Below are 18424 nucleotides of genomic sequence, written 5' to 3'. Positions count from 1 at the left end.
ACATGATTCCTTTCCCTGGTTCGGAAACGTTTAAGAAACTGGATCAAGAAGGAAGAATTCTAACCAAAGATTGGTCGAAATATGATGGCAGCCACGCAGTCTATTTGCCCAAGAAAATGACCCCGAACGAGCTTGAAGAGGGGATATATTGGATATGGCGCAAGAACACGTCTTTTGTCGATAAGATGAAATCTTGGCTTAGTTAATCCAACATTTTGATGATTTCCCATTTTGATTGTCGATTTGATAAAGATTAAATTCACTTAATGTGTCAAAGGCTTGCGACTCCTGTTTAATCATATGGTTAGCAATATGTGCAATAACTGGCACGAGGATTGCTGTGCATAAGGTAAGCCTATTGAGGAATAGATTCCTTAGTGAGCTTTCGGAAATGCCGAAGATTTCAACAGTTATAATCAAAATTGTTATTGTAAGTCTTGGCTATACTTAGATAAAGGCGGTCAAAAGAGAGGAGGTGCTTATGGCTGTTGTTCCAAAACACACTGACTCCCATGGTCGATACGACCCAAAACAGGAGTTAACCGCAGACCAGCTTCATCGTTTTGGTAAAGTTGCTCAAAAGGCACGTGAAAGACGAAAAGAAGAAGTTGAGAGAGGCACAGTGTCTGCTGTTGCAAGAGCAGCTAAAGATGCAGCTTTCAAACCTGTGGTCACTCCAAGAAGAGAAAAGCACAACACGGTACGATACGCAGCTTGGATGCTCGTCGTGATGGCTGTTTGCTTATGGCTGATGTATATGAGTGGTTAACCTTGCTTTAGTGAGGTGACACTTGCTAGTGTTCCTTTCGTTTCTTTCTTTATACCCGCTGGATTGTCAACGCGATAGAAGCGGTATTGATTTTTCCCTCCGTGTTTAGCGGCATACATAGCTTTGTCGGCGCATCGAGTTAGTTCTGAGAGCGTTTCAGCGTCGTCTGGATAAAGGGCGACTCCTACGCTGACAGTTAGCTCGTTGATTCGTTCCGACGCTTGATAACTGTGCGAGAATAAGCCGCAAATTCGTTTAAGAATACCTTCGAGGTCTTGCTTCGACTTGACGTCATAAAGCAGCAAAACAAATTCATCTCCCGCGAATCGAGCGATGGAGTAATCATGTTTATCGGTATTGCGGTCTTTATTGCGAATGTTATTTTTTAATCGTCTTGCAAAATGTTGTAGAACTCGGTCACCGACATCGTGGCCATAATTATCATTGATGAACTTAAAGTTATCGATATCGAGGAATACCATCGCTGTCACAGCGTCACTATCTTTCTTCTCTTCTAGTTTACCGAGTGCCCAGGTTTCGAAACTCCAACGATTTGCCAGACCGGTAAGGTGATCAAGATAGGCAAGATCTTCAATCCCTTCCTTATAAAGAGATTGGATGTAAGTCATCACTCTTGAATACTGAAAAGCGTAAATGTTACACAGTAAATACAAGGCGAATAGGCTAATTAAGAAGATTCCATGAGAACTCCCAGAAGCTTCTAGTGCAGCGTCAGACAACATTACCGAAGCTAAGACAACTAAGAAGAAACCGCTACTGAGAATAGCACTTACTTTAAATTCGTTAGCGAATATGATGATGGCCGTAATGGGGTATAGCCAGAGAAGTCTATCTCCTAGATTTTGTCCATAGAAGAGCAGAATGACGCCATGAAAAAGAAGCACGCCACTTAACACAAGATCACAATACTTTGGAGAAGGATGGCGAACTAGATAGGCAATATTAAGAGCAAGGATAACGGATGTGAATAAGTTAATAGATGCGAATAGGAAGTTTTGTTCAATAAAACGAACCAAGCTGAAAGTAAAAATGATGATTAAAGACACTGCAGAGCAAAGCAAGACAATTTTCCGCTTACGAGTAGCACGGATGTCTGCCATTTCTTCTATTTGCTGACCAGCAGGCTGTGGCATATCTTACCTTTACTAAAATTACAGTCCCTCAAGCAAAGTCTAGAAGAAATTTTCAAGTCTGAACGAGGAAAGAATTATAAAGAATTTAGTAACTTCAGCAACTTATATGAATATTGGTGTATATTGAGTGTTTTTTTAACTATGACGTTAATTTTGACGCATAGGTAACTCACTGTGTTGAATTCCAAAATTTTTTATACGGTAGATTATTGACGCTCACAAAATCTATAGTCGTAACACTAAATGAGTATGGAATTGAGGATTCTTATAACAAAAGAATCTATTGTTCTAGATGAGAGTTTTTACCGAACTCACGTCTTATCCAACTTCTAAGCAGCAGTACGTTTTCGTTTTTTAGTTTGCCCGGCTGACAAGCGAAGTAGAACTCTTGATACGGATTCAATACTGGTTTTCCGACTTCAACTAAATAGCCCTGTTGTACATCGTCACGAACAAAAATTCGGTGGGTAACAAACACACCCAGATGGCGAATAGCAGCTTGAACCGCTTGAATAGAAGCACCAAATTTTAGATTGTTAGCCGGATTAGGAATTGAAGTATTGTTCGCCTCGCACCACACTTGCCAGTCGTGCTTTCTTCTATCGTTGGCTGCAATTATCGCCGGGTAGTTTTCGAGTAATGCTATTGGGCTGTCATAGTCAGCGGCTAACTCTGGGCTCGCCACCATGATCAGCTCGTCATCTGAGAGCTTTTCACAATAGTAATCTTGCCAGTCTTCTACCTTACCGTGTATCACCGCAACATCGACCCCTTCATCTTCCATAACAAACGTACCAATGAGGGTAGAGATTCTTACATCTAGATTCGGAGCGTATTGGTTGAGCTGGTTTACTCTTGGGATCCACCAGTGCATTGCCAGTGAGTTGACCATATTGAGAGTCAAGCGGTGGGATTGCTTGTCTTCAATGAGCTGGTGGGTCGCGCGAGTAATTTGCTCAAGTGCAGGAGCAATACTTTTATAGTATTGGCGTCCGGTGGCATTGAGAGTTACGTTGCGACCGATGCGGTTAAACAGAGATTGCCCTATGTGGCTCTCTAAAGACTTGATTGCTTGGCTGATAGCGGAGTGACTGACATGCAGTGCAGAGGCTGCGTCTGTCATGCTACCAGTCTCGGCGACCGCAACGAAGGCATAGAGAGATTTAATTGGAGCTGGGACGATACGTTTCATATGTAAGTTTTTCTTACTGGTGGTGTCAATATTACTCGTTATTTATTTCGGCCTTCTAGCCCTACCCTTAAGTTTAAGGGAGGGAGTTATGTCGAACCAGTTGTACCCAGTTTTATTTATGTTGGCCTCAACCTTTAGTCTGTCATTAACCGGGCTACTTTCCAAATTCTTAGGCCAATACCTTGAACCAAGCTTACTTAGCTTTCTAAGGTTCATGGTGCCTGCACTCATCATTGTTTTAATGACAAGAACGGTATACAGCCGACCAAAAGGGCCATTATGTCAGGCTATTTGGATTCGAGCGTTATGTATTGCCGCGTGCCAAGTCTGCTTTATCTATTCGCTGAATCACTTGAGCCTAGTTGAAAGTGTCGTTTTATTTGGCACAGGTCCACTGTTTTTGCCTTTGTTAGAAAGGCTAATATTTAATACTCACTTAAAGTGGATATCAATTTGGGGGCTATTACTGACGTTTACGGGAGTACTTCTACTCGCGGGAGACGTTTCAGGGATTAATCTACGACTAGAATTGTTGGTTGGGCTAGCGTCCGGCCTATTCAACGCGGGCTCGCAGCTTAGCTTATATCGCATTAGTCAGTCAGACCTAAACGCGTTTGAAATCAACTACTGGACGTTTTTATTTGCGGCGATAGTATTATCCCCTTACGTTGGTTTTAGCTACTTTACGACTGAACAGATGCTCACTACGTCAGGGACTAAACTAGAATTGCTTTTTGCTGCGATGCTAGGGGTCTCGTTCCTAATCATCAATACGCAGGTATTTCGTTCCAAAGCATACAAGTTGGCAGAGTCAGGGTCGCAATTGGCTCCGCTAATCTTTACTAACTTGCTGTTCACCGCGATATGGCAGTGGCTATTTTATGCAGAAAGCTACAGTTATTTACAAGTGATGGGACTGACTTTGATCGTGCTTGCCAATATGTTTGTCGTCTTTGCTCCAAGACTTCTAGCCAAGAGACAAGCATCTATGGCCTAAACAAATAGCCCCGCGGTTGCGGGGCTATGCGAAGTTTATTGTGGGATAAGTCCATATGGTGGGTTAGAGAACATCTTTGGTTGATCTTTCACTGTTGGAGCTTCATTAACTTGCTGCCAGTCAAGCAACATGATGGCAAGAACATTGCGGTGTTCACCATATGTGACATCGAAATCACCAGTGACAGAAGGAATCATCCCTTTGTCTGGGTCAATTGAGCTTTGAATTGCCTTGCGGGTTTTTTCGACGACGGGATCGTCTTCAAGCCCGGCTAGCAAGAAAGTAATGCCTACTTCCGCGATCACATCTTCTTTTGCTCGAACCAGAATCGTGTCGATGTTTTTGCGGAAATAGTCGTAAATCCACTGATGCTGTTTCTCGCTGACTTTGTGCTGATAGTATTCCGAGTCACCGAAAATGATATGGGTCATGCCATAAAGCTTATTGCCATACTGCTGTTTGGAAAGCTTTTTGTCTTCACTGTCTGGGTATGCAGTTTTGAAAGCTTCTGTGAAAGGCTCCACAACATCTTGCTCTCCTAGCTGTCTGAGCCAGTATACTTGATTAGCAAGTTGTGCAGCCCAAGCTTTAATCATCTCTTGATCAGTCGCATATTTAGCAAAATCATATCGGCGAATGACAGAACGCAACTTATCGTCTTGCTTGTGTTTTAGGCCATATTCATTTGCCCTTGCCATGGAGCCTAACAGATCAACACCAAGGTAGAGGTATTCAGGCATATGTTTTGTGACGGTATAACGTCTTACACTGCGTTCATCGGTTTCACCAATGTAACCAGAAACGCGCTTTTCAGAGTAAAGGAGTATCTGTTCTGGTGTATTTATTTCTGCTGCAAACTTGTTGAGTCGACTGGCAACACGGGCCATATCAGTCCACACCGCGGCCGAATATTTGCGGTCTAGCGTTTGGCGGAACATGCGCAACCCATAGTGCCCTTCCTTAAAGGCTGGAAGGGTATACAGCTGGCTTTCATAGGTATTTTTAATAATATCCGCAGAGTCTTTGTAGCTTTGTGGCGGTGAAGCTATTGCCGAGTTAGAAAAAACAATAGCAAGACATAATCCGATCAACTTTCTGCGCATTCTAAAAGCCCGATAAAACCCAATGAATATAACCATTAAGGTTAACAGATATTTTAAACGTCGATGTTATCTCTCGGTCAAATATTGCATTGAATTGGAGTCTACAAGTTATTAACGTGAGCTGGATGCAAAACCGGTCAATAAGATAATCGCCTTACAAAAGATGATCATTGGTCCATCACATGCTGATTTTCGTCGTCACACTCGAGAAAAATGGCCTCATTGTCGATAATTTTATCTATTGTCGATGAAAAATAGGTCGATTTAATGTAACTTTTATATAACCAATACAAATAATAACAATACAAATAACAGGCTTACTTTGCTCGGGTGCTACCGAGTGTTTTGTTGCATGACTAGTTGTGGGGGGCGAATGGCCTTAAGTTCAGGCAGGCATTTCTATCTTAATGCCATATGTTTGTTTGTTTTTGTTATCTCTATCGGATTGGTTGAATCACTTGATCGCAGCCAAAAGTCTTTCTTGCGCGATAGTTTATTGGCCCGAGCCAAAGAAGAAGTCTCTATTGTTCGATCTGAATTAGAATCGGCCATTGTTTCAGATATCTACGTTGTTAACAGTTTGCCCGCATTAGTCGCAGCTAACCCTGAATTTGAGTTTTCAGGTTGGGATCTGATTGCTTCAAGCGTTATCAGAAAAAGCAGCCATGTGCAGTTGCTGGGCTTAGCTCCAGATGATGTGATTAAATACATCTACCCTTTAGAAGGCAATGAAAAAGCATTGGGTTTGGATTACCGAACGATTCCAAGCCAATGGCGGACGGTTAAGAAAGCTCAAGACCTACAAGAAATCTTTATCGCGGGCCCAGTCAACTTAGTGCAAGGTGGCTTGGCTCTTATTGCCCGCGTTCCGATCTTCTCAGATCCACCATATAACTCAAGATATTGGGGGGTATGCAGTGTAGTCATCTCGCTTGAATCGTTGTTTCTTGATGCTGGGGTTTCATCATTTGAACACAGATACAATATTGCAATTCGAGGAAGGGACAGTACAGGTTTAGATGGGGAAGTTTTTTATGGCTTGCAATCAACCTTCGATAACGCATTTGCTATTGAATCGGTTCACTTTCCCTATGGAAACTGGGTGATCGCAGCTTCGACGAAGAAAGACTTACTCGCGAGTAAACCTTGGTATCAAGTCCATGCAGTTCGGCTGCTTGGCTACCCAATGATACTTATTCTACTTGGTGCGTTTGCATTGACGTATCGCCTTTACGCTGCGGCAAGTAAGCGCTCGCTGCAAGACGAGTTAACGTTACTACCGAATCGACGTTACTTTATGTATACCTTGCGTGAACACTTTGATTCTGTGAAGAAGCGCCATGAGCCTGATAGGTTTGCGATTCTAAATATCGATCTTGATAAATTTAAAGCGATCAACGACACCTATGGACATGCGGCAGGTGATAAGGTCTTAATTGCCACTGCAGAGCGTTTAAAGAGCGTGTTGAGAACATCCGACGTCGTGGCGAGAATTGGTGGGGACGAATTCTTAATCCTTTTGCCACGAATTGAACACTCCAATGACATCGACGTAATCAACATCGAATTGCAAAAAGCGATTTGTCATACCCCTGTCATATTCGAACAGCACTTGATCAACTTACAAGTGAGTGTCGGCTACGCGATCTATAAGCCTGAATTCAATGACATAGACGATATGCTCAAGTTGGCGGATTCTCGTATGTATCAAGAAAAACGTCGCCAGTTGCAAAGAACTATCACAAATTAGTCTTTATTGAAGGCAGGGGATGTAAAGCCATGCTATAGAAATAATAGGATGATTTTACAGGTGAAAGAGCATGAAGGATCTCACTCAGTGGCTTGCTGAATATGGTGAAAGCCATCAGAACCCGATCAATCAAAAGATACATAAAGTTGCCGTCCCCGGAATTTTTTTATCAGTGGTCGGGCTGATTTGGTCAATACCGCCGCTTGAATTGTTTGGTTTAACACTCAACTGGGTTTGGGTGGCTGCTTTACCTGTAATGGTGTTCTATTTCCGACTGTCACTCAGCGTGTTTCTTATGATGTTGGGTTTTACCCTCGCTTGTATCTCTCTGGTTTGGTCTATTGAAGTCATGCAGTTGTCGGTTTTGCTTGTTTCTTTGGTGCTGTTTGCCGTGCTGTGGCTGTTTCAGTTTATAGGTCACAAAATCGAAGGGAAAAAGCCATCATTTTTCGAAGACGTTCAGTTCCTACTGATTGGCCCGATCTGGGTGTTCAGAAAGCGATAACAGATGATCGTGATCTAGCTAAGCGAGACTTTGATCACAGAGTCTGATCTTGATGTTAATTCTTTTGGGTTAGTAAATAACAAATGTGACAATAGTCATAGTAAAACGCCATTTGTTACCGGTAACATTAATCTCAACGTTACCGGTAACATAAAAATTAGAACCGGTAGTTTACCTAGGTCATATCGGCTAGATTGGAAACTGAAACAAATAAAGGATACCCCTACTATGAAAGCGATGACTAAAACTCTGCTTGCTGCCACGATTACCGGTCTTTTCTCCGCCTCAGCGTTCGCTGCAGATTTTAATCTAAAGATTCAATCATCAGATCCGTCTGGCGATCTTAACTACAAGGTTCAGCAAAACTGGGTAGAGCGTGTTGAGAAAATGTCTAACGGCCGCATCGAAATCGACCTATTACCAGTAGGTGCAGTGGTTAAACACACCGAAACCCTAGGCGCGATCAAAATGGGTATCCTAGATGGTCAAGTGACGGCTACCGGTTATTTCTCAGGTAAAGATCCAGCGTTCGGCCTTATCGGCAACATGGTAGGTGCTTGGTCAGATACAACACAGCTACTGCAATACATGAACTATGGCGGCGGTAATGAGTTGATGACTGAGCTGTATGCGCCTTACGGTGTTAAGTTTGTTGGCGCTTCAACCACAGGCGTTGAATCCTTTATTTCTAAGAAGCCGATTGATGGTGTTGATGATCTAAAAGGTTTGAAGCTTCGCGCGCCAGAAGGTCTGGTTCAGCAAGTCTTTGCGGCAGCGGGTGCGACGCCAGTTAACTTGCCAGGCTCTGAAGTCTTTACCGGCCTAAGCAAAGGGGTTATCGATGCTGCAGACTACACAGTTTTCTCAACCAACCAAAAAGCGGGTATGAACGATATTGCAACGCATCCAGTTCAACCTGGTTTCCACTCTTTGCCTCTAATTGATATCTCTATCTCGCAAAAGAAATGGGACAAGATGCCGGAAGATTTGCAAACCATTCTTCAGACTTCGGTACGCGATTTCTCTTACGATATGACGACTCAGCTAAAAATGGCTGACCAAGCCGCAGTGAAGGAAGCGCAAGCCAACCCTAACATCACCATTCACAACTGGTCTGACGAAGAGCGTAAGAAATTCCGTGAAATTGCCAAGACTCAATGGAAAGTGTTTGCAGAGCGTTCTCCAAATGCACAAAAAGTGTATGACTCAGTAACAACATTCTTAGAAACCAATGGTCTTCTTTAAGCTATCCGTCCTTGTTTAGCTTCTCTCGGGAGGGCTAGCGCCCTCCTAATTTTTTGGGAACATTTTTTATGACTGATATAACACCCCATACGCCACCAGAGCCTGATGAACAGCCAAGAAACGTTTTGGACAGAATCATTATAAAAATCAGCAACCTGTTGAGCTGGCTCTTTATCGCGACAGTACTTATCTCATTTTACGAAGTTGTGATGCGTTATGTATTTGATGCACCAACGACTTGGGTTCACGAAACGGCATCATTTATTGGTGGGTCTCTGTTCATTGTAGGGGGTATATACGCATTCGCCGCCAATAAGCATGTTCGTGTGGTGTTAATCTACGATGCGGTCTCTTCTCAAACCCGCAAGTATCTTAATCTAGTTCACCATATTGTAGGACTAGCTTTCGCCGGGATGCTGGCCTATGCCGCGTATTTCCTAGCGCAGGAAGCTTGGTTTACTCCTTGGGGGGAACTTAGATTAGAAACGTCTGGCTCAGTCCTCAACGCCCCTTACCCTGCATTACTCAAAGGTCTGATCTTTGTTGTTCTCAGTATTCTTGTTGTCCAGTTTGTATTGCACCTAATCCAAGAGATTATGGGGCTAAGGAAGAATGACGATGTTTGATCTCTCTTCAATTGGCATCGCATGGGGCAGTGTACTCATGCTAGTGATGATGATTGGCTTGCTGCTTACCGGCATGCAGCTCGCTTTCGTGACAGGTTTTGTCGCCATCTTCTTCACCTTATGTTGGTTTGGGCCAGATGCTCTACCTCTTATCGCGAGTCGTACCTATAGCTTCGCCTCTGGTTACGTGTTCTTAGCGGTTCCGATGTTTGTCTTAATGGCGGCGCTGCTTGATCGTTCTGGTATCGCGAAAGACCTGTTTGATGCAATGAAATCAGTCGGTCGAAAGGTGCGCGGTGGCGTTGCGGTTCAGACACTATTGGTTGCGGTATTGCTTGCTTCTATGTCTGGTGTTATCGGCGGTGAAACCGTACTACTTGGTATTCTAGCACTGCCTCAAATGTTGCGTTTAGGCTACGACCGTAAACTCGCTATCGGTACTACTTGTGCTGGTGGAGCGTTGGGAACCATGCTGCCTCCGAGCATCGTATTGATCATCTATGGTATGACAGCTAGCGTATCAATTGGTGACTTGTTTAAAGCGTCATTTTTGCCCGCCTTTATCTTAGCTGGCTGCTACATCGCATACGTTTTGATTCGCTGTAAGCTGAACCCTTCTCTTGCGCCGATTCCCAGTGATAGCGACGAGGAGGATGAACCTCAAGTCAGCTACTTTAAAGCGTTGTTTTTCCCTCTTCTCTCTGTCGCGGTTGTATTAGGCAGTATTTATACCGGTGTGGCGTCGGTGACTGAAGCGTCGGCATTAGGCGTAGTCGGTATCATGCTCTCTGCGATCATTCGTGGTGAAATGAACTTCAAAATGCTTAAGGAAAGTGCCATCGCGACGATGCGTACCTGCGGCATGATTATGTGGATTGGTATCGGCGCAAGTGCATTGGTCGGTATCTACAACCTAATGGGTGGCATTGATTTTGTCGAAGAGGTGATTCTTGGTCTGAGCGGTGGTAGCGCGATTGGCACTCTATTGATCATGATGGTGATTCTATTGGTTTTGGGTATGTTTCTTGACTGGGTTGGCGTAGCGCTACTAACCATGCCAATCTTTGTGCCAATTATTACTGGCCTAGGCTTTGACCCAGTATGGTTCGGTGTCGTGTTCTGTTTGAACATGCAAGTTTCTTTCTTGTCACCACCGTTTGGCCCTGCTGCATTCTACTTAAAATCCGTAGCGCCGAAGGACATAAGCCTTGGAGAAATCTTCACTTCACTGCTGCCATTTATCGCATTGCAGGTGTTTGTACTTAGCTTAGTGATTATTTTCCCGGAATTAGCGATGTGGTGGAAATAACCACCTCATAAGCGAACGATTACACATTTTGAATTGGTACACAGCCTTCGGTGAGAGTTGAAGGCTAAGGATAGTATTGTCCAATGAAAGCAAAGAAAATATTAGTGATGGGCGTATCAGGCTGCGGTAAGAGCTTGATTGGTAGCGAGATTGCGAAGTCCCTCAATTTACCGTTTTATGATGGTGATGATTACCACCCGCAAGCAAACGTTGATAAAATGCGTCAAGGCACGCCGCTCACCGATGATGACCGAATTGGTTGGCTGCATACTTTAAATCGTCTTTACGTGGAGAATGAAGCTGCGGTTATCGCTTGCTCCGCGCTAAAACCTGAGTACCGCGACATCTTAAGGCTAGATAACCAAGATCTAGTGATCGTGTTTCTCAAAGGCGATTTCGACACCATTTGGTCTCGACATCAAAAACGCGATAACCATTACTTCAACGGTGAAAGTATGTTGAGGAGTCAATTTGAAGCACTTCGAGAGCCAACATTGGAGGAAGCGCTACACATTGATATTCGCCATTCAGTTGAAGAGGTCGTTGAACAAGCTTTGCAGGCGATTGAGGAGTCACTCTCATGATTCAGTCAAATATCGCCATGATTGGCCTTGGAGTGATGGGGAAAAGCCTCGCACTTAACCTGCTTGATAATGGTTTCAATGTTACTGGTTTCGATATCAATCAACAAAACCGTGAACGTGCCAATGAAGAAGGTGAACAGCTATCAACGCAACCAAGCAAAGGACGACTACATATCGTAGAAAACTTAACTGAGTTGTTGAAAAGCCTAGAGAGCCCACGAGTCATTGCTCTGTCTGTTCCTGCTGGTGAGATCGTTGATTCAGTCATCGAAGATTTATTTAGTGCAGGCTTAAGCCGTGAAGATATTGTCATCGATACAGGCAACAGTTTATGGACCGACAGTGAACGTCGTGAAAAGCAGTTCATGGGTCAGTTGCGATTCTTCAGTACCGCTGTTTCAGGTGGTGAAGTCGGGGCGCGTACTGGACCGTCATTAATGGCAAGTGGAGACCGCGAAGCGTGGAATTATGTGAAGCCGATGTGGGAGGCGATTGCAGCAAAGGTTGATGCAAAAGGTCTCCCGGTTGCACAGTTTGAATCTGGGGAGGCATGCGCAGCCTATCTAGGAAGAGCAGGGGCAGGACATTACGTTAAAATGGTGCACAACGGTATTGAGTATGCGGACATGCAGCTGATCTGTGAGGCGTACCACTTTATGTCGAGCGCGTTAAACATGCCTGCACACGAGATTGGCGATGTATTTGAGGCGTGGAACCAAGGCGTACTCAATAGCTACTTAATGGAAATCAGTGCAGATATCCTGCGCACGGATGATCCGGTGACAGGGCGACCGTTTGTTGAAATTGTTCTAGATAAAGCAGGCCAAAAAGGAACGGGGCTTTGGACCGCGGTGGATGCTTTGCAACAAGGGGCTCCAGCTCCAACCATTGCTCAAGCCGTATTTGCCCGTGCTCAGAGTAGCCAAAAAGGGACTCGCGATTTAGCTTCTAGAGTTCTCAAAACAGACCTCTACTCAGAAAATGAGTTGGATAAAGAGTCGTTACTTGCAGAGTTACATGATGCGCTCTATTGCTCAAAACTAACCGTTTATGCTCAGGGCTTTGATCTGCTTAAAACGACTTCAGACAAAGAACAATGGGCATTAGATTTTGCCAATATCGCAAAGATATGGCGAGCGGGATGCATTATCCGAGCAATCTTTTTGCAAGATATCACGCAAGCTTATCAAGAGAATAAACAGCTGGAGAATTTGTTACTTGCTCCAAAATTTGTTGAACAGCTACACTCGCGCTCTTCTGGTTGGCGAGGGTGCATTGCAAAATCAGCGCTAACTGGAGTACCAGTACCAGCGATGAGCTCAGCGCTGAGCTATTTTGATGGACTGCGCAGCGCGATAGTGCCTGCGAATTTGCTCCAAGCCCAGCGAGATTACTTTGGTTCTCACAGTTATGCGAGAATCGATGAGCCAGAGGAATCTCGCTACCATTTGACTTGGAGCAGCGAGCAAAAACAACAGATTTCCGTATAAATCAGAGCGCTCACACTAATGTGAGCGCTTTTTTGTTAGGTTCAACAATAAAATAGAATTAAATACTCGGTACTATGTTACCAGTAACAAAATCAGAACAACGCAAAGTAACACTTCATGGCGAATAAGAAAAAAAGACCAACGCTTCAAGATATTGCCGACAGGGTCGGAGTGACAAAAATGACCGTGAGTCGTTGCTTACGAGATCCTTCCCAAGTGTCTGAAGCAATCAAAGATAAAATTAATCAAGCAGTAGAAGAGCTTGGCTATATTCCAAACCGAGCACCAGACATACTGTCAAATGCCAAATCGAATGCTATTGGTGTCTTGGTGCCTTCTTTAACCAACCAAGTCTTTGCTGAAGTCATACGAGGTATTGAATCTGTCACTACTCCAGCGGGCTATCAAACTATGATTGCTCACTATGGCTACAGCGCAGAGCTTGAAGAAAAAAGTATTGCTTCATTACTGTCCTATAACGTGGATGCAATCATCTTGTCTGAAAATTTCCACACAGACAAAGCACGCAAGATGCTTGAAACCGCTTCAATACCCATCGTAGAGATAATGGACTGCTTTTCTCCTCGGATTGAACAAGCCGTCGGCTTCGATAACGCAAAAGCATCACAAGCGATGACAGAGGCCATTTTGGCCAAAGGGCGCAAACGGATTGCATACTTTGCTGCGCGAATGGATGAACGGACTCGGCTAAAAATGCAGGGCTATCAAAATGCAATGGAGAGTGCAGGTTTTGAACCTATCAGTTTGCAAACGGAAGAAGCTTCTTCATTTACCCTTGGAGCTAAGTTGCTGGGAGAGCTTAAAGAACGCCATCCTGAGGTCGAAGGCATAGTGTGTACGAACGATGATTTAGCCATCGGGGCGCTTTATGAATGCCAGAGAAGAGGCATTCTGGTTCCAGAGCAAATGGCGATTGCAGGTTTCCATGGTCACGACATCAGTCAAGCGATGATTCCTAAACTTGCGACTGTGGTGACACCGCGTGAGGAGATTGGACGTGTCGCGGCTACTCAGCTTATAGACAGGCTGAAAGGGAAAACACCATGGGAAGAATGTATAGATCTTGGCTACCAAATCGAAATGGGTGAGAGTATATAATTGCATTTTGCAATTGTGATGTTTTTTATAATGCGCATAATTGCAAAATGAAAACACCTTATGCGCATAGTTTTTGTGAAATAGGTTATTAATTAGCCATAAATGAGGGTTTTGAGTGTTTTTTAAAGTTGGCACGGTAAATGCTATATTACTAGTGACCCTTCTTAAGCCGAGGGTCACCTAGCCAACTGACGTTGTTAGTGAACCTAATTTGTTCACACTTATATGTAGCCAATCACGATTGTTGTGATTGGCTTTTTTTCTTTTCGGGCTAGGTAAATGTATGATTGAATCTAAGCCTCCTGGCAACCGTTGTAACAACTTGGTTTACGAGGACACACTGCCCCACGTGAACAGATAACTCTTGCATCGGTTTGTATTCCGCGTTCGATCCAGTTGATGTTGAGAATTTTGGCAATGGTCGTAAACTCTTTCTGCATGTAGCGAGGTATAGCGGCGCTGCCTCCATTACTCACACATAAAGATTTAAGCTCTTCTGCCAATTCAATCGAATTTCCCCCCTGAGCATCGATAGCTGGGTTTAAGTCGATACCAGCACAAAGAACACGGTTGTTTCCTGCCGGGTCAGTCATATTGACTGATTCACAACAGTAAATCCTTGGCTCATCTCCTACATTTAATATCGATATCTGTGCCGAGCTACCTTGCTGGGGTTCCGACAGCCTTCTAAACACAGCCCAATGCTGACAAGGATCGTTAACTTTCCTCATGTTCCCCCAAGGTAGAGGAATACCATTCCCACGATATACAGCTTTGAGTTTATTCTGACCGTAAGCATCAAAGTAGTGCCAGTGGGGGTAAGGAGAGACAACCGTCATACGCCTCATTGCTACAGAAGGAGAGACACCGGCTTTGTGGTGAACATCGATTTCATAACCACTGCGATCGAGTAACTGCCTAAAAGGAACTTTAGGGCACAGTAGGGCACCAGCGAAAAAGCTCGACTCGAAATCTCTCCATGCTTGTAAAATGTCTTGGGAATTAAGCTCAGATGTAGGAGAGGCTTGGCTATTTTCTTCCCAGCTATTCGCGTGCCCAACGGAGAGTACGCTCTTAAGCCCTTCTTTACTATGTAACACGCAGTGACCTATATAGACCGCCAGATCGTATTTAAGGCGCGTTGGGTATTGTTTAAGTACCTCATTTAGGTAGATGCTACCGGGAGGCTCAAAGAATGAGGTGACAATCTGTTTTGCACTTACTCCTAGTTCATCCACGACATCTTTAGGTGGACGAGAAATCCAGCGAATGGTTAGCCCTAAACTTCGTGCAATATCCATCAAATCTTCGGCTGAAAGATTAAGTCTTTTTAATCCTACTTCTTCAGCTGCACGCTCTAAATCTGGAAAGTGGTTTTGGTTGCTTTCTTGATGAGCACGAATAAGAAGGTGTGCAAACTGGCGGCCAGTAATGCCAGTTTGTGACAACATCTCGGGTATCGCTATCTGCAGAATATCATTAGAGAACAAAAAGCTTGGCTCGAGCGCCATACCACTGATGCCGCCTCTATTGCCTTTGTCAGGAGTGATGTCTGCTTGCTCTGGTTCATCATCCAAAAACCAAGCTGGATCTTTTTGGAACACCTCTGCAATGACCTCTAGCATATCAATGCTTGGAACGCGCTTTCCCCGCTCTATCATGGATAGATAAGAGACAGAAGGGGCATACTCTGGGTTGACGCGTATACAGCGTGCAGAGAGGTCCTCCATAGTTAAATGGTTGCGTTTCCTAAGATTTCTTATCTTAGTACCTAAAAAATGGGATTGGCGAATAAGGCTTTTTGACACTGGCATTTTGTAAAATTCACATTGTAAAATTTTTGTTGTGAAATTGTAGTCAAAAATTCACTAGTATACAAAGTAAGCAAAGTCACAAATTCGCAAATCAATTAAACGCCAGTTTGGAATTTTTGCTCTAGGACATAAAAGTTGTGAAATATCCGCGAGGGAAACGCTATGAACATGCTGACATTCGATAAGACTGAAATCCAAAAACAAAATAAGCCATTTATCGCTGAAGCAGTCTTCGCGGTAGAAACCATCAATGCAAACCAAGCCAGTGAGAAGCAAGTAAAAGCTAAACAGCTACTTGATCGCTTGTTCCCTCTAGAGAACGGCTCTCATAAAGAAGTTACCGCTTATGTTATCGATTACCGCCATGTAATGGCTTACTTCAAAGACGGCAGCCATAGCGGCCTTAAGCATCCAAAACACTTTGTTGCTTACATGGGCGAAAAAGAAGACCCAACGTCAATTCTGTTTAGAGATGGCACAGGAAGCCACGTAGAGGTGACCTTTGGCAACCATAAAGGTACGGGTTGTATTGAACTGATAGATATCGAAGATATTCAATTAGAGACTTGTACTACCTTCCCGCAAGAAATGGCGGAAATGTCGGCGATGCGCCACTGGATTAGCCTAGTAAAAGGCGACGAAAAAGGTAAGCCAAGAGCTTGTACTGAAGAAAAAGAGTACACCGCTAAAAATGGTGAAGACTATCAACTAGAGTGTTGCTATACGATGAAATAATCGAGATTGTGTAAAACAAAAAAAGGATACCCACAGGTATCCTTTTCTTTTAAAGGCGGTGTATCGATTAGAAGTGCAATTGAATTACAGATGTGACCACTGCACCCGGACGGCGAACGCCTTCAATCTCTACTTTGATTTCACGTTCGATTTCCAAGCCTTTACGAATTGGCGTTACCTTAGACAAAGTGCTTACCGCACGTACTTTGTTATCTGCCTTAACAGGGTAAGGGAAGCGTACTTGGTTTAAGCCAATGTTGACGACCATCTTCGCTGTAGGGAATAGGTTGTTGTCAGGATCAACGCTATCAGTCAGCTTTGGTAATAAAGCTAACGTCAGGAAACCGTGAGCAATAGTGGTTTTGAAAGGAGACTCTGCTTCTGCACGCTCAGGATCGGTATGGATCCACTGCATGTCTTCAGTCACTTGCCCAAACTGGTTAATTCGTTCTTGAGAAACGTCTAACCACTCACCAGTATGGATCACTTCACCTAGTTTTGCTTGCAGCTCTAGATAGAGTTTTTGCGCTTCAGGCTTTAACTCAATAGGCTTTGGCTGCTGAACTTCATCATTAACAGCAGGAGCCTGAAAATCACGCAGACGAGTAAACAGGTGGCGGTTATGAGCCTTGTTAACAATCTCTCCCCAGTACTCTTTTACAGTTGGAGTCATCCACTGCATAAACTCAGAATGCTGCTTAGTAATTGTTTCACCACGATGTTTAAATAAGTCAGCGACTTTCATAAAAACCTCTGATATAGACGATGTTACTCAGTTAATTCCGTAATTTTGAATTAGTTCACACTATTGTGCAATCACTTTCGGGCGTACACGTGTTGCATCAAAGTAATATTTCTTTTTAATATCAGTGGCATATAAATAAAACACTATTTTATTATCATTAATGATTTAGAGTACTTAACCCATAAATCGTTCATTCAGTGCGCTTAAAATCACGAAAATGTGTAAAATGCTTGTATAGATTATCAACACTTGAAACATAGAAGGTAAATTAGTGCTTTACAAGCCAGAGACCAATACCTAATATACGCACCGCATCGGAGAGATGGCTGAGTGGTTGAAAGCACCGGTCTTGAAAACCGGCATACGTTAATAGCGTATCTAGGGTTCAAATCCCTATCTCTCCGCCACATTTGAAAAGCCCGCTGATTTCAGCGGGCTTTTTGCGTTCTATGTGTCTGATAGCAACCAGCAGTGGCAATCAATACCTTTTCCAATCGGGTTTTCCTGCGTCTTCCGACAGGAATACTGGAAAGTGCATAAGGCATTGCAATCATTGATTCAAAGAACTGACGGATCTTTTTTCTCTCAGCTATAAGGCATTCGTTAAATGCTGCAAACTCTGCCTTATAATCGTCGTTAATTTTTACTTGCCCGTTTAACGTTTTAGCAATGTGAACGTGTCAACTCGAGTGTTAGTGTGTAGAAAGTTGGTAATACTTAGATGAAGTTCTCTATCTACTACTCTAAAGTCTAACTTAGAGAATAGATCCTTGAAGTCACTTGGGAGCAAGGAATCATCATTCATAAGCATCTCGTACTCTTTATATCCACCAATGACGAACTCGTATTTGCCGATAAAGTGTAGGTTAGAGTTATTCTCCTTGGAGTATATATATCCTAACTCGTTGATCGACTCTAAACCTGATTCAAAATATCTAGCTCTGACTACAATTATCTCTTTTACTGTGCAGCTTTGAATGTATCTCTCTATTGAAACCATCCCTTCAATATCATCTAGCATTCCTTGTTTTGTTGCTAGCTCTTTACCATTTGATACTAAAACTACGTTTCTGGAAGGACTATTGGGAAGGTAATATAGGTTACTATACCCATATATACCTTCTAATGAGTCTGAGGTAAGTGAGTTTGGCACTGCATTGAATTGGGGCTTCTCTAAGTCACATGTTGATAAAGAGTCGACATTGGTGTTTGAGACGCTAGCAATACCCGAAAAAGACGTTGTGAAAGCAATCAAAGCGGAAGTTAATAGTAGCATGTTAGTTCTTT

18 protein-coding genes and 1 tRNA gene are annotated in these 18424 nt (G+C 43.5%); 13 read left to right on the top strand and 6 right to left on the bottom strand.

All coding sequences use genetic code 11. The features are described 5' to 3' along the window. The first annotated feature begins 2 nt into the window (after window positions 1-2). Both AC6R16_RS13580 and AC6R16_RS13575 read left to right on the top strand, forming a co-directional pair. A complete protein-coding gene (locus AC6R16_RS13580) occupies window positions 3-206 on the top strand; it encodes a hypothetical protein (RefSeq protein ID WP_500674710.1) in 204 nt (67 codons plus the stop codon). Window positions 207-481: 275 nt separating this feature from the next. Further along, on the top strand, window positions 482-769 hold the full coding sequence (locus AC6R16_RS13575) for a hypothetical protein (protein ID WP_239853355.1): 288 nt from the start codon (window positions 482-484) through the stop codon (window positions 767-769). On the opposite strand, the gene AC6R16_RS13570 is transcribed toward AC6R16_RS13575, so the two are convergent. Further along, window positions 766-1923, bottom strand: a complete 1158-nt coding sequence (locus AC6R16_RS13570) for a GGDEF domain-containing protein (protein ID WP_500674709.1) — start codon at window positions 1921-1923, stop codon at window positions 766-768. The genes AC6R16_RS13575 and AC6R16_RS13570 overlap by 4 nt on opposite strands. Window positions 1924-2203: 280 nt before the next feature. Continuing rightward, window positions 2204-3115: a LysR substrate-binding domain-containing protein gene (locus tag AC6R16_RS13565; protein ID WP_500674708.1), complete on the bottom strand. Its 912-nt coding sequence runs from the start codon at window positions 3113-3115 to the stop codon at window positions 2204-2206. Between the two features lie 88 nt (window positions 3116-3203). Between AC6R16_RS13565 and AC6R16_RS13560 the strand changes: the two genes are divergently transcribed. Then, on the top strand, window positions 3204-4112 hold the full coding sequence (locus AC6R16_RS13560; protein WP_500639626.1) for a DMT family transporter: 909 nt from the start codon (window positions 3204-3206) through the stop codon (window positions 4110-4112). Window positions 4113-4147: 35 nt separating this feature from the next. On the opposite strand, the gene AC6R16_RS13555 is transcribed toward AC6R16_RS13560, so the two are convergent. After that, window positions 4148-5215 carry a DUF3541 domain-containing protein gene (locus AC6R16_RS13555; protein WP_500674707.1) on the bottom strand — a complete coding sequence of 356 codons (1068 nt, stop codon included), beginning with the start codon at window positions 5213-5215 and terminating at the stop codon, window positions 4148-4150. Window positions 5216-5588: 373 nt separating this feature from the next. Between AC6R16_RS13555 and AC6R16_RS13550 the strand changes: the two genes are divergently transcribed. The 8 genes from AC6R16_RS13550 to gntR all read left to right on the top strand — a co-directional run bounded on the left by AC6R16_RS13550 (window position 5589) and on the right by gntR (window position 13843). Beyond that, a complete protein-coding gene (locus AC6R16_RS13550) occupies window positions 5589-6965 on the top strand; it encodes a diguanylate cyclase (RefSeq protein WP_500674706.1) in 1377 nt (458 codons plus the stop codon). Window positions 6966-7035: 70 nt separating this feature from the next. Continuing rightward, window positions 7036-7470 (top strand): Mpo1-like protein, encoded by a 435-nt coding sequence (locus tag AC6R16_RS13545; protein ID WP_494503837.1) that lies wholly within the window; start codon window positions 7036-7038, stop codon window positions 7468-7470. Between the two features lie 228 nt (window positions 7471-7698). Next, complete coding sequence (locus AC6R16_RS13540) at window positions 7699-8715, top strand: TRAP transporter substrate-binding protein (RefSeq protein ID WP_500639623.1); 1017 nt, start codon at window positions 7699-7701, stop codon at window positions 8713-8715. Window positions 8716-8783: 68 nt separating this feature from the next. Next, on the top strand, window positions 8784-9341 hold the full coding sequence (locus tag AC6R16_RS13535) for a TRAP transporter small permease subunit (protein WP_500674705.1): 558 nt from the start codon (window positions 8784-8786) through the stop codon (window positions 9339-9341). After that, window positions 9334-10650: a TRAP transporter large permease gene (locus AC6R16_RS13530; protein WP_272788064.1), complete on the top strand. Its 1317-nt coding sequence runs from the start codon at window positions 9334-9336 to the stop codon at window positions 10648-10650. The genes AC6R16_RS13535 and AC6R16_RS13530 overlap by 8 nt, the downstream gene beginning before the upstream one ends. 83 nt (window positions 10651-10733) lie before the next feature. Beyond that, entirely contained in the window at window positions 10734-11234 is a 501-nt protein-coding gene (locus tag AC6R16_RS13525; RefSeq protein ID WP_500674704.1) for a gluconokinase, read from the top strand. After that, window positions 11231-12724 carry an NADP-dependent phosphogluconate dehydrogenase gene (gene gnd, locus AC6R16_RS13520; RefSeq protein WP_500674703.1) on the top strand — a complete coding sequence of 498 codons (1494 nt, stop codon included), beginning with the start codon at window positions 11231-11233 and terminating at the stop codon, window positions 12722-12724. The genes AC6R16_RS13525 and gnd overlap by 4 nt, the downstream gene beginning before the upstream one ends. Window positions 12725-12841: 117 nt before the next feature. Further along, complete coding sequence (gene gntR / locus AC6R16_RS13515; RefSeq protein WP_500674702.1) at window positions 12842-13843, top strand: gluconate operon transcriptional repressor GntR; 1002 nt, start codon at window positions 12842-12844, stop codon at window positions 13841-13843. Between the two features lie 293 nt (window positions 13844-14136). Here the strand turns inward: gntR and AC6R16_RS13510 are convergent, their stop codons facing one another. Beyond that, the gene (locus AC6R16_RS13510; protein WP_500639619.1) at window positions 14137-15657 is read right to left on the bottom strand and encodes a DUF3612 domain-containing protein; all 1521 of its coding nucleotides are present in this window, start codon (window positions 15655-15657) and stop codon (window positions 14137-14139) included. Between the two features lie 162 nt (window positions 15658-15819). Between AC6R16_RS13510 and AC6R16_RS13505 the strand changes: the two genes are divergently transcribed. Continuing rightward, window positions 15820-16392 (top strand): aldolase/citrate lyase/malate synthase family protein, encoded by a 573-nt coding sequence (locus AC6R16_RS13505; RefSeq protein ID WP_500674701.1) that lies wholly within the window; start codon window positions 15820-15822, stop codon window positions 16390-16392. Window positions 16393-16459: 67 nt separating this feature from the next. On the opposite strand, the gene AC6R16_RS13500 is transcribed toward AC6R16_RS13505, so the two are convergent. Further along, window positions 16460-17137 (bottom strand): MaoC family dehydratase, encoded by a 678-nt coding sequence (locus AC6R16_RS13500; protein ID WP_500674700.1) that lies wholly within the window; start codon window positions 17135-17137, stop codon window positions 16460-16462. 316 nt (window positions 17138-17453) lie between these two features. Between AC6R16_RS13500 and AC6R16_RS13495 the strand changes: the two genes are divergently transcribed. Then, a tRNA-Ser gene (locus tag AC6R16_RS13495) sits at window positions 17454-17544 on the top strand. Between the two features lie 248 nt (window positions 17545-17792). Here AC6R16_RS13495 and AC6R16_RS13490 read toward each other — a convergent pair. Then, on the bottom strand, window positions 17793-18424 hold a 632-nt coding region (locus AC6R16_RS13490), incomplete at its 5' end, for a hypothetical protein (protein WP_500674699.1).

This window comes from Vibrio sp. R10-SG3-ISO10 (assembly GCF_059834185.1).
Note: the sequence above shows the minus strand (reverse complement) of the source record. Positions and strands in the feature narration are given on the sequence as shown.

Bases quoted from the DNA above. Each gene is read 5' to 3' on its own strand.
- AC6R16_RS13580 (WP_500674710.1), top strand. From the start codon at position 3: ATGATTCCTTTCCCTGGTTCGGAAACGTTTAAGAAACTGGATCAAGAA.
- AC6R16_RS13575 (WP_239853355.1), top strand. From the start codon at position 482: ATGGCTGTTGTTCCAAAACACACTGACTCCCATGGTCGATACGACCCA.
- AC6R16_RS13570 (WP_500674709.1), bottom strand. From the start codon at position 1,923: ATGCCACAGCCTGCTGGTCAGCAAATAGAAGAAATGGCAGACATCCGT.
- AC6R16_RS13565 (WP_500674708.1), bottom strand. From the start codon at position 3,115: ATGAAACGTATCGTCCCAGCTCCAATTAAATCTCTCTATGCCTTCGTT.
- AC6R16_RS13560 (WP_500639626.1), top strand. From the start codon at position 3,204: ATGTCGAACCAGTTGTACCCAGTTTTATTTATGTTGGCCTCAACCTTT.
- AC6R16_RS13555 (WP_500674707.1), bottom strand. From the start codon at position 5,215: ATGCGCAGAAAGTTGATCGGATTATGTCTTGCTATTGTTTTTTCTAAC.
- AC6R16_RS13550 (WP_500674706.1), top strand. From the start codon at position 5,589: ATGGCCTTAAGTTCAGGCAGGCATTTCTATCTTAATGCCATATGTTTG.
- AC6R16_RS13545 (WP_494503837.1), top strand. From the start codon at position 7,036: ATGAAGGATCTCACTCAGTGGCTTGCTGAATATGGTGAAAGCCATCAG.
- AC6R16_RS13540 (WP_500639623.1), top strand. From the start codon at position 7,699: ATGAAAGCGATGACTAAAACTCTGCTTGCTGCCACGATTACCGGTCTT.
- AC6R16_RS13535 (WP_500674705.1), top strand. From the start codon at position 8,784: ATGACTGATATAACACCCCATACGCCACCAGAGCCTGATGAACAGCCA.
- AC6R16_RS13530 (WP_272788064.1), top strand. From the start codon at position 9,334: ATGTTTGATCTCTCTTCAATTGGCATCGCATGGGGCAGTGTACTCATG.
- AC6R16_RS13525 (WP_500674704.1), top strand. From the start codon at position 10,734: ATGAAAGCAAAGAAAATATTAGTGATGGGCGTATCAGGCTGCGGTAAG.
- gnd (WP_500674703.1), top strand. From the start codon at position 11,231: ATGATTCAGTCAAATATCGCCATGATTGGCCTTGGAGTGATGGGGAAA.
- gntR (WP_500674702.1), top strand. From the start codon at position 12,842: ATGGCGAATAAGAAAAAAAGACCAACGCTTCAAGATATTGCCGACAGG.
- AC6R16_RS13510 (WP_500639619.1), bottom strand. From the start codon at position 15,657: ATGCCAGTGTCAAAAAGCCTTATTCGCCAATCCCATTTTTTAGGTACT.
- AC6R16_RS13505 (WP_500674701.1), top strand. From the start codon at position 15,820: ATGAACATGCTGACATTCGATAAGACTGAAATCCAAAAACAAAATAAG.
- AC6R16_RS13500 (WP_500674700.1), bottom strand. From the start codon at position 17,137: ATGAAAGTCGCTGACTTATTTAAACATCGTGGTGAAACAATTACTAAG.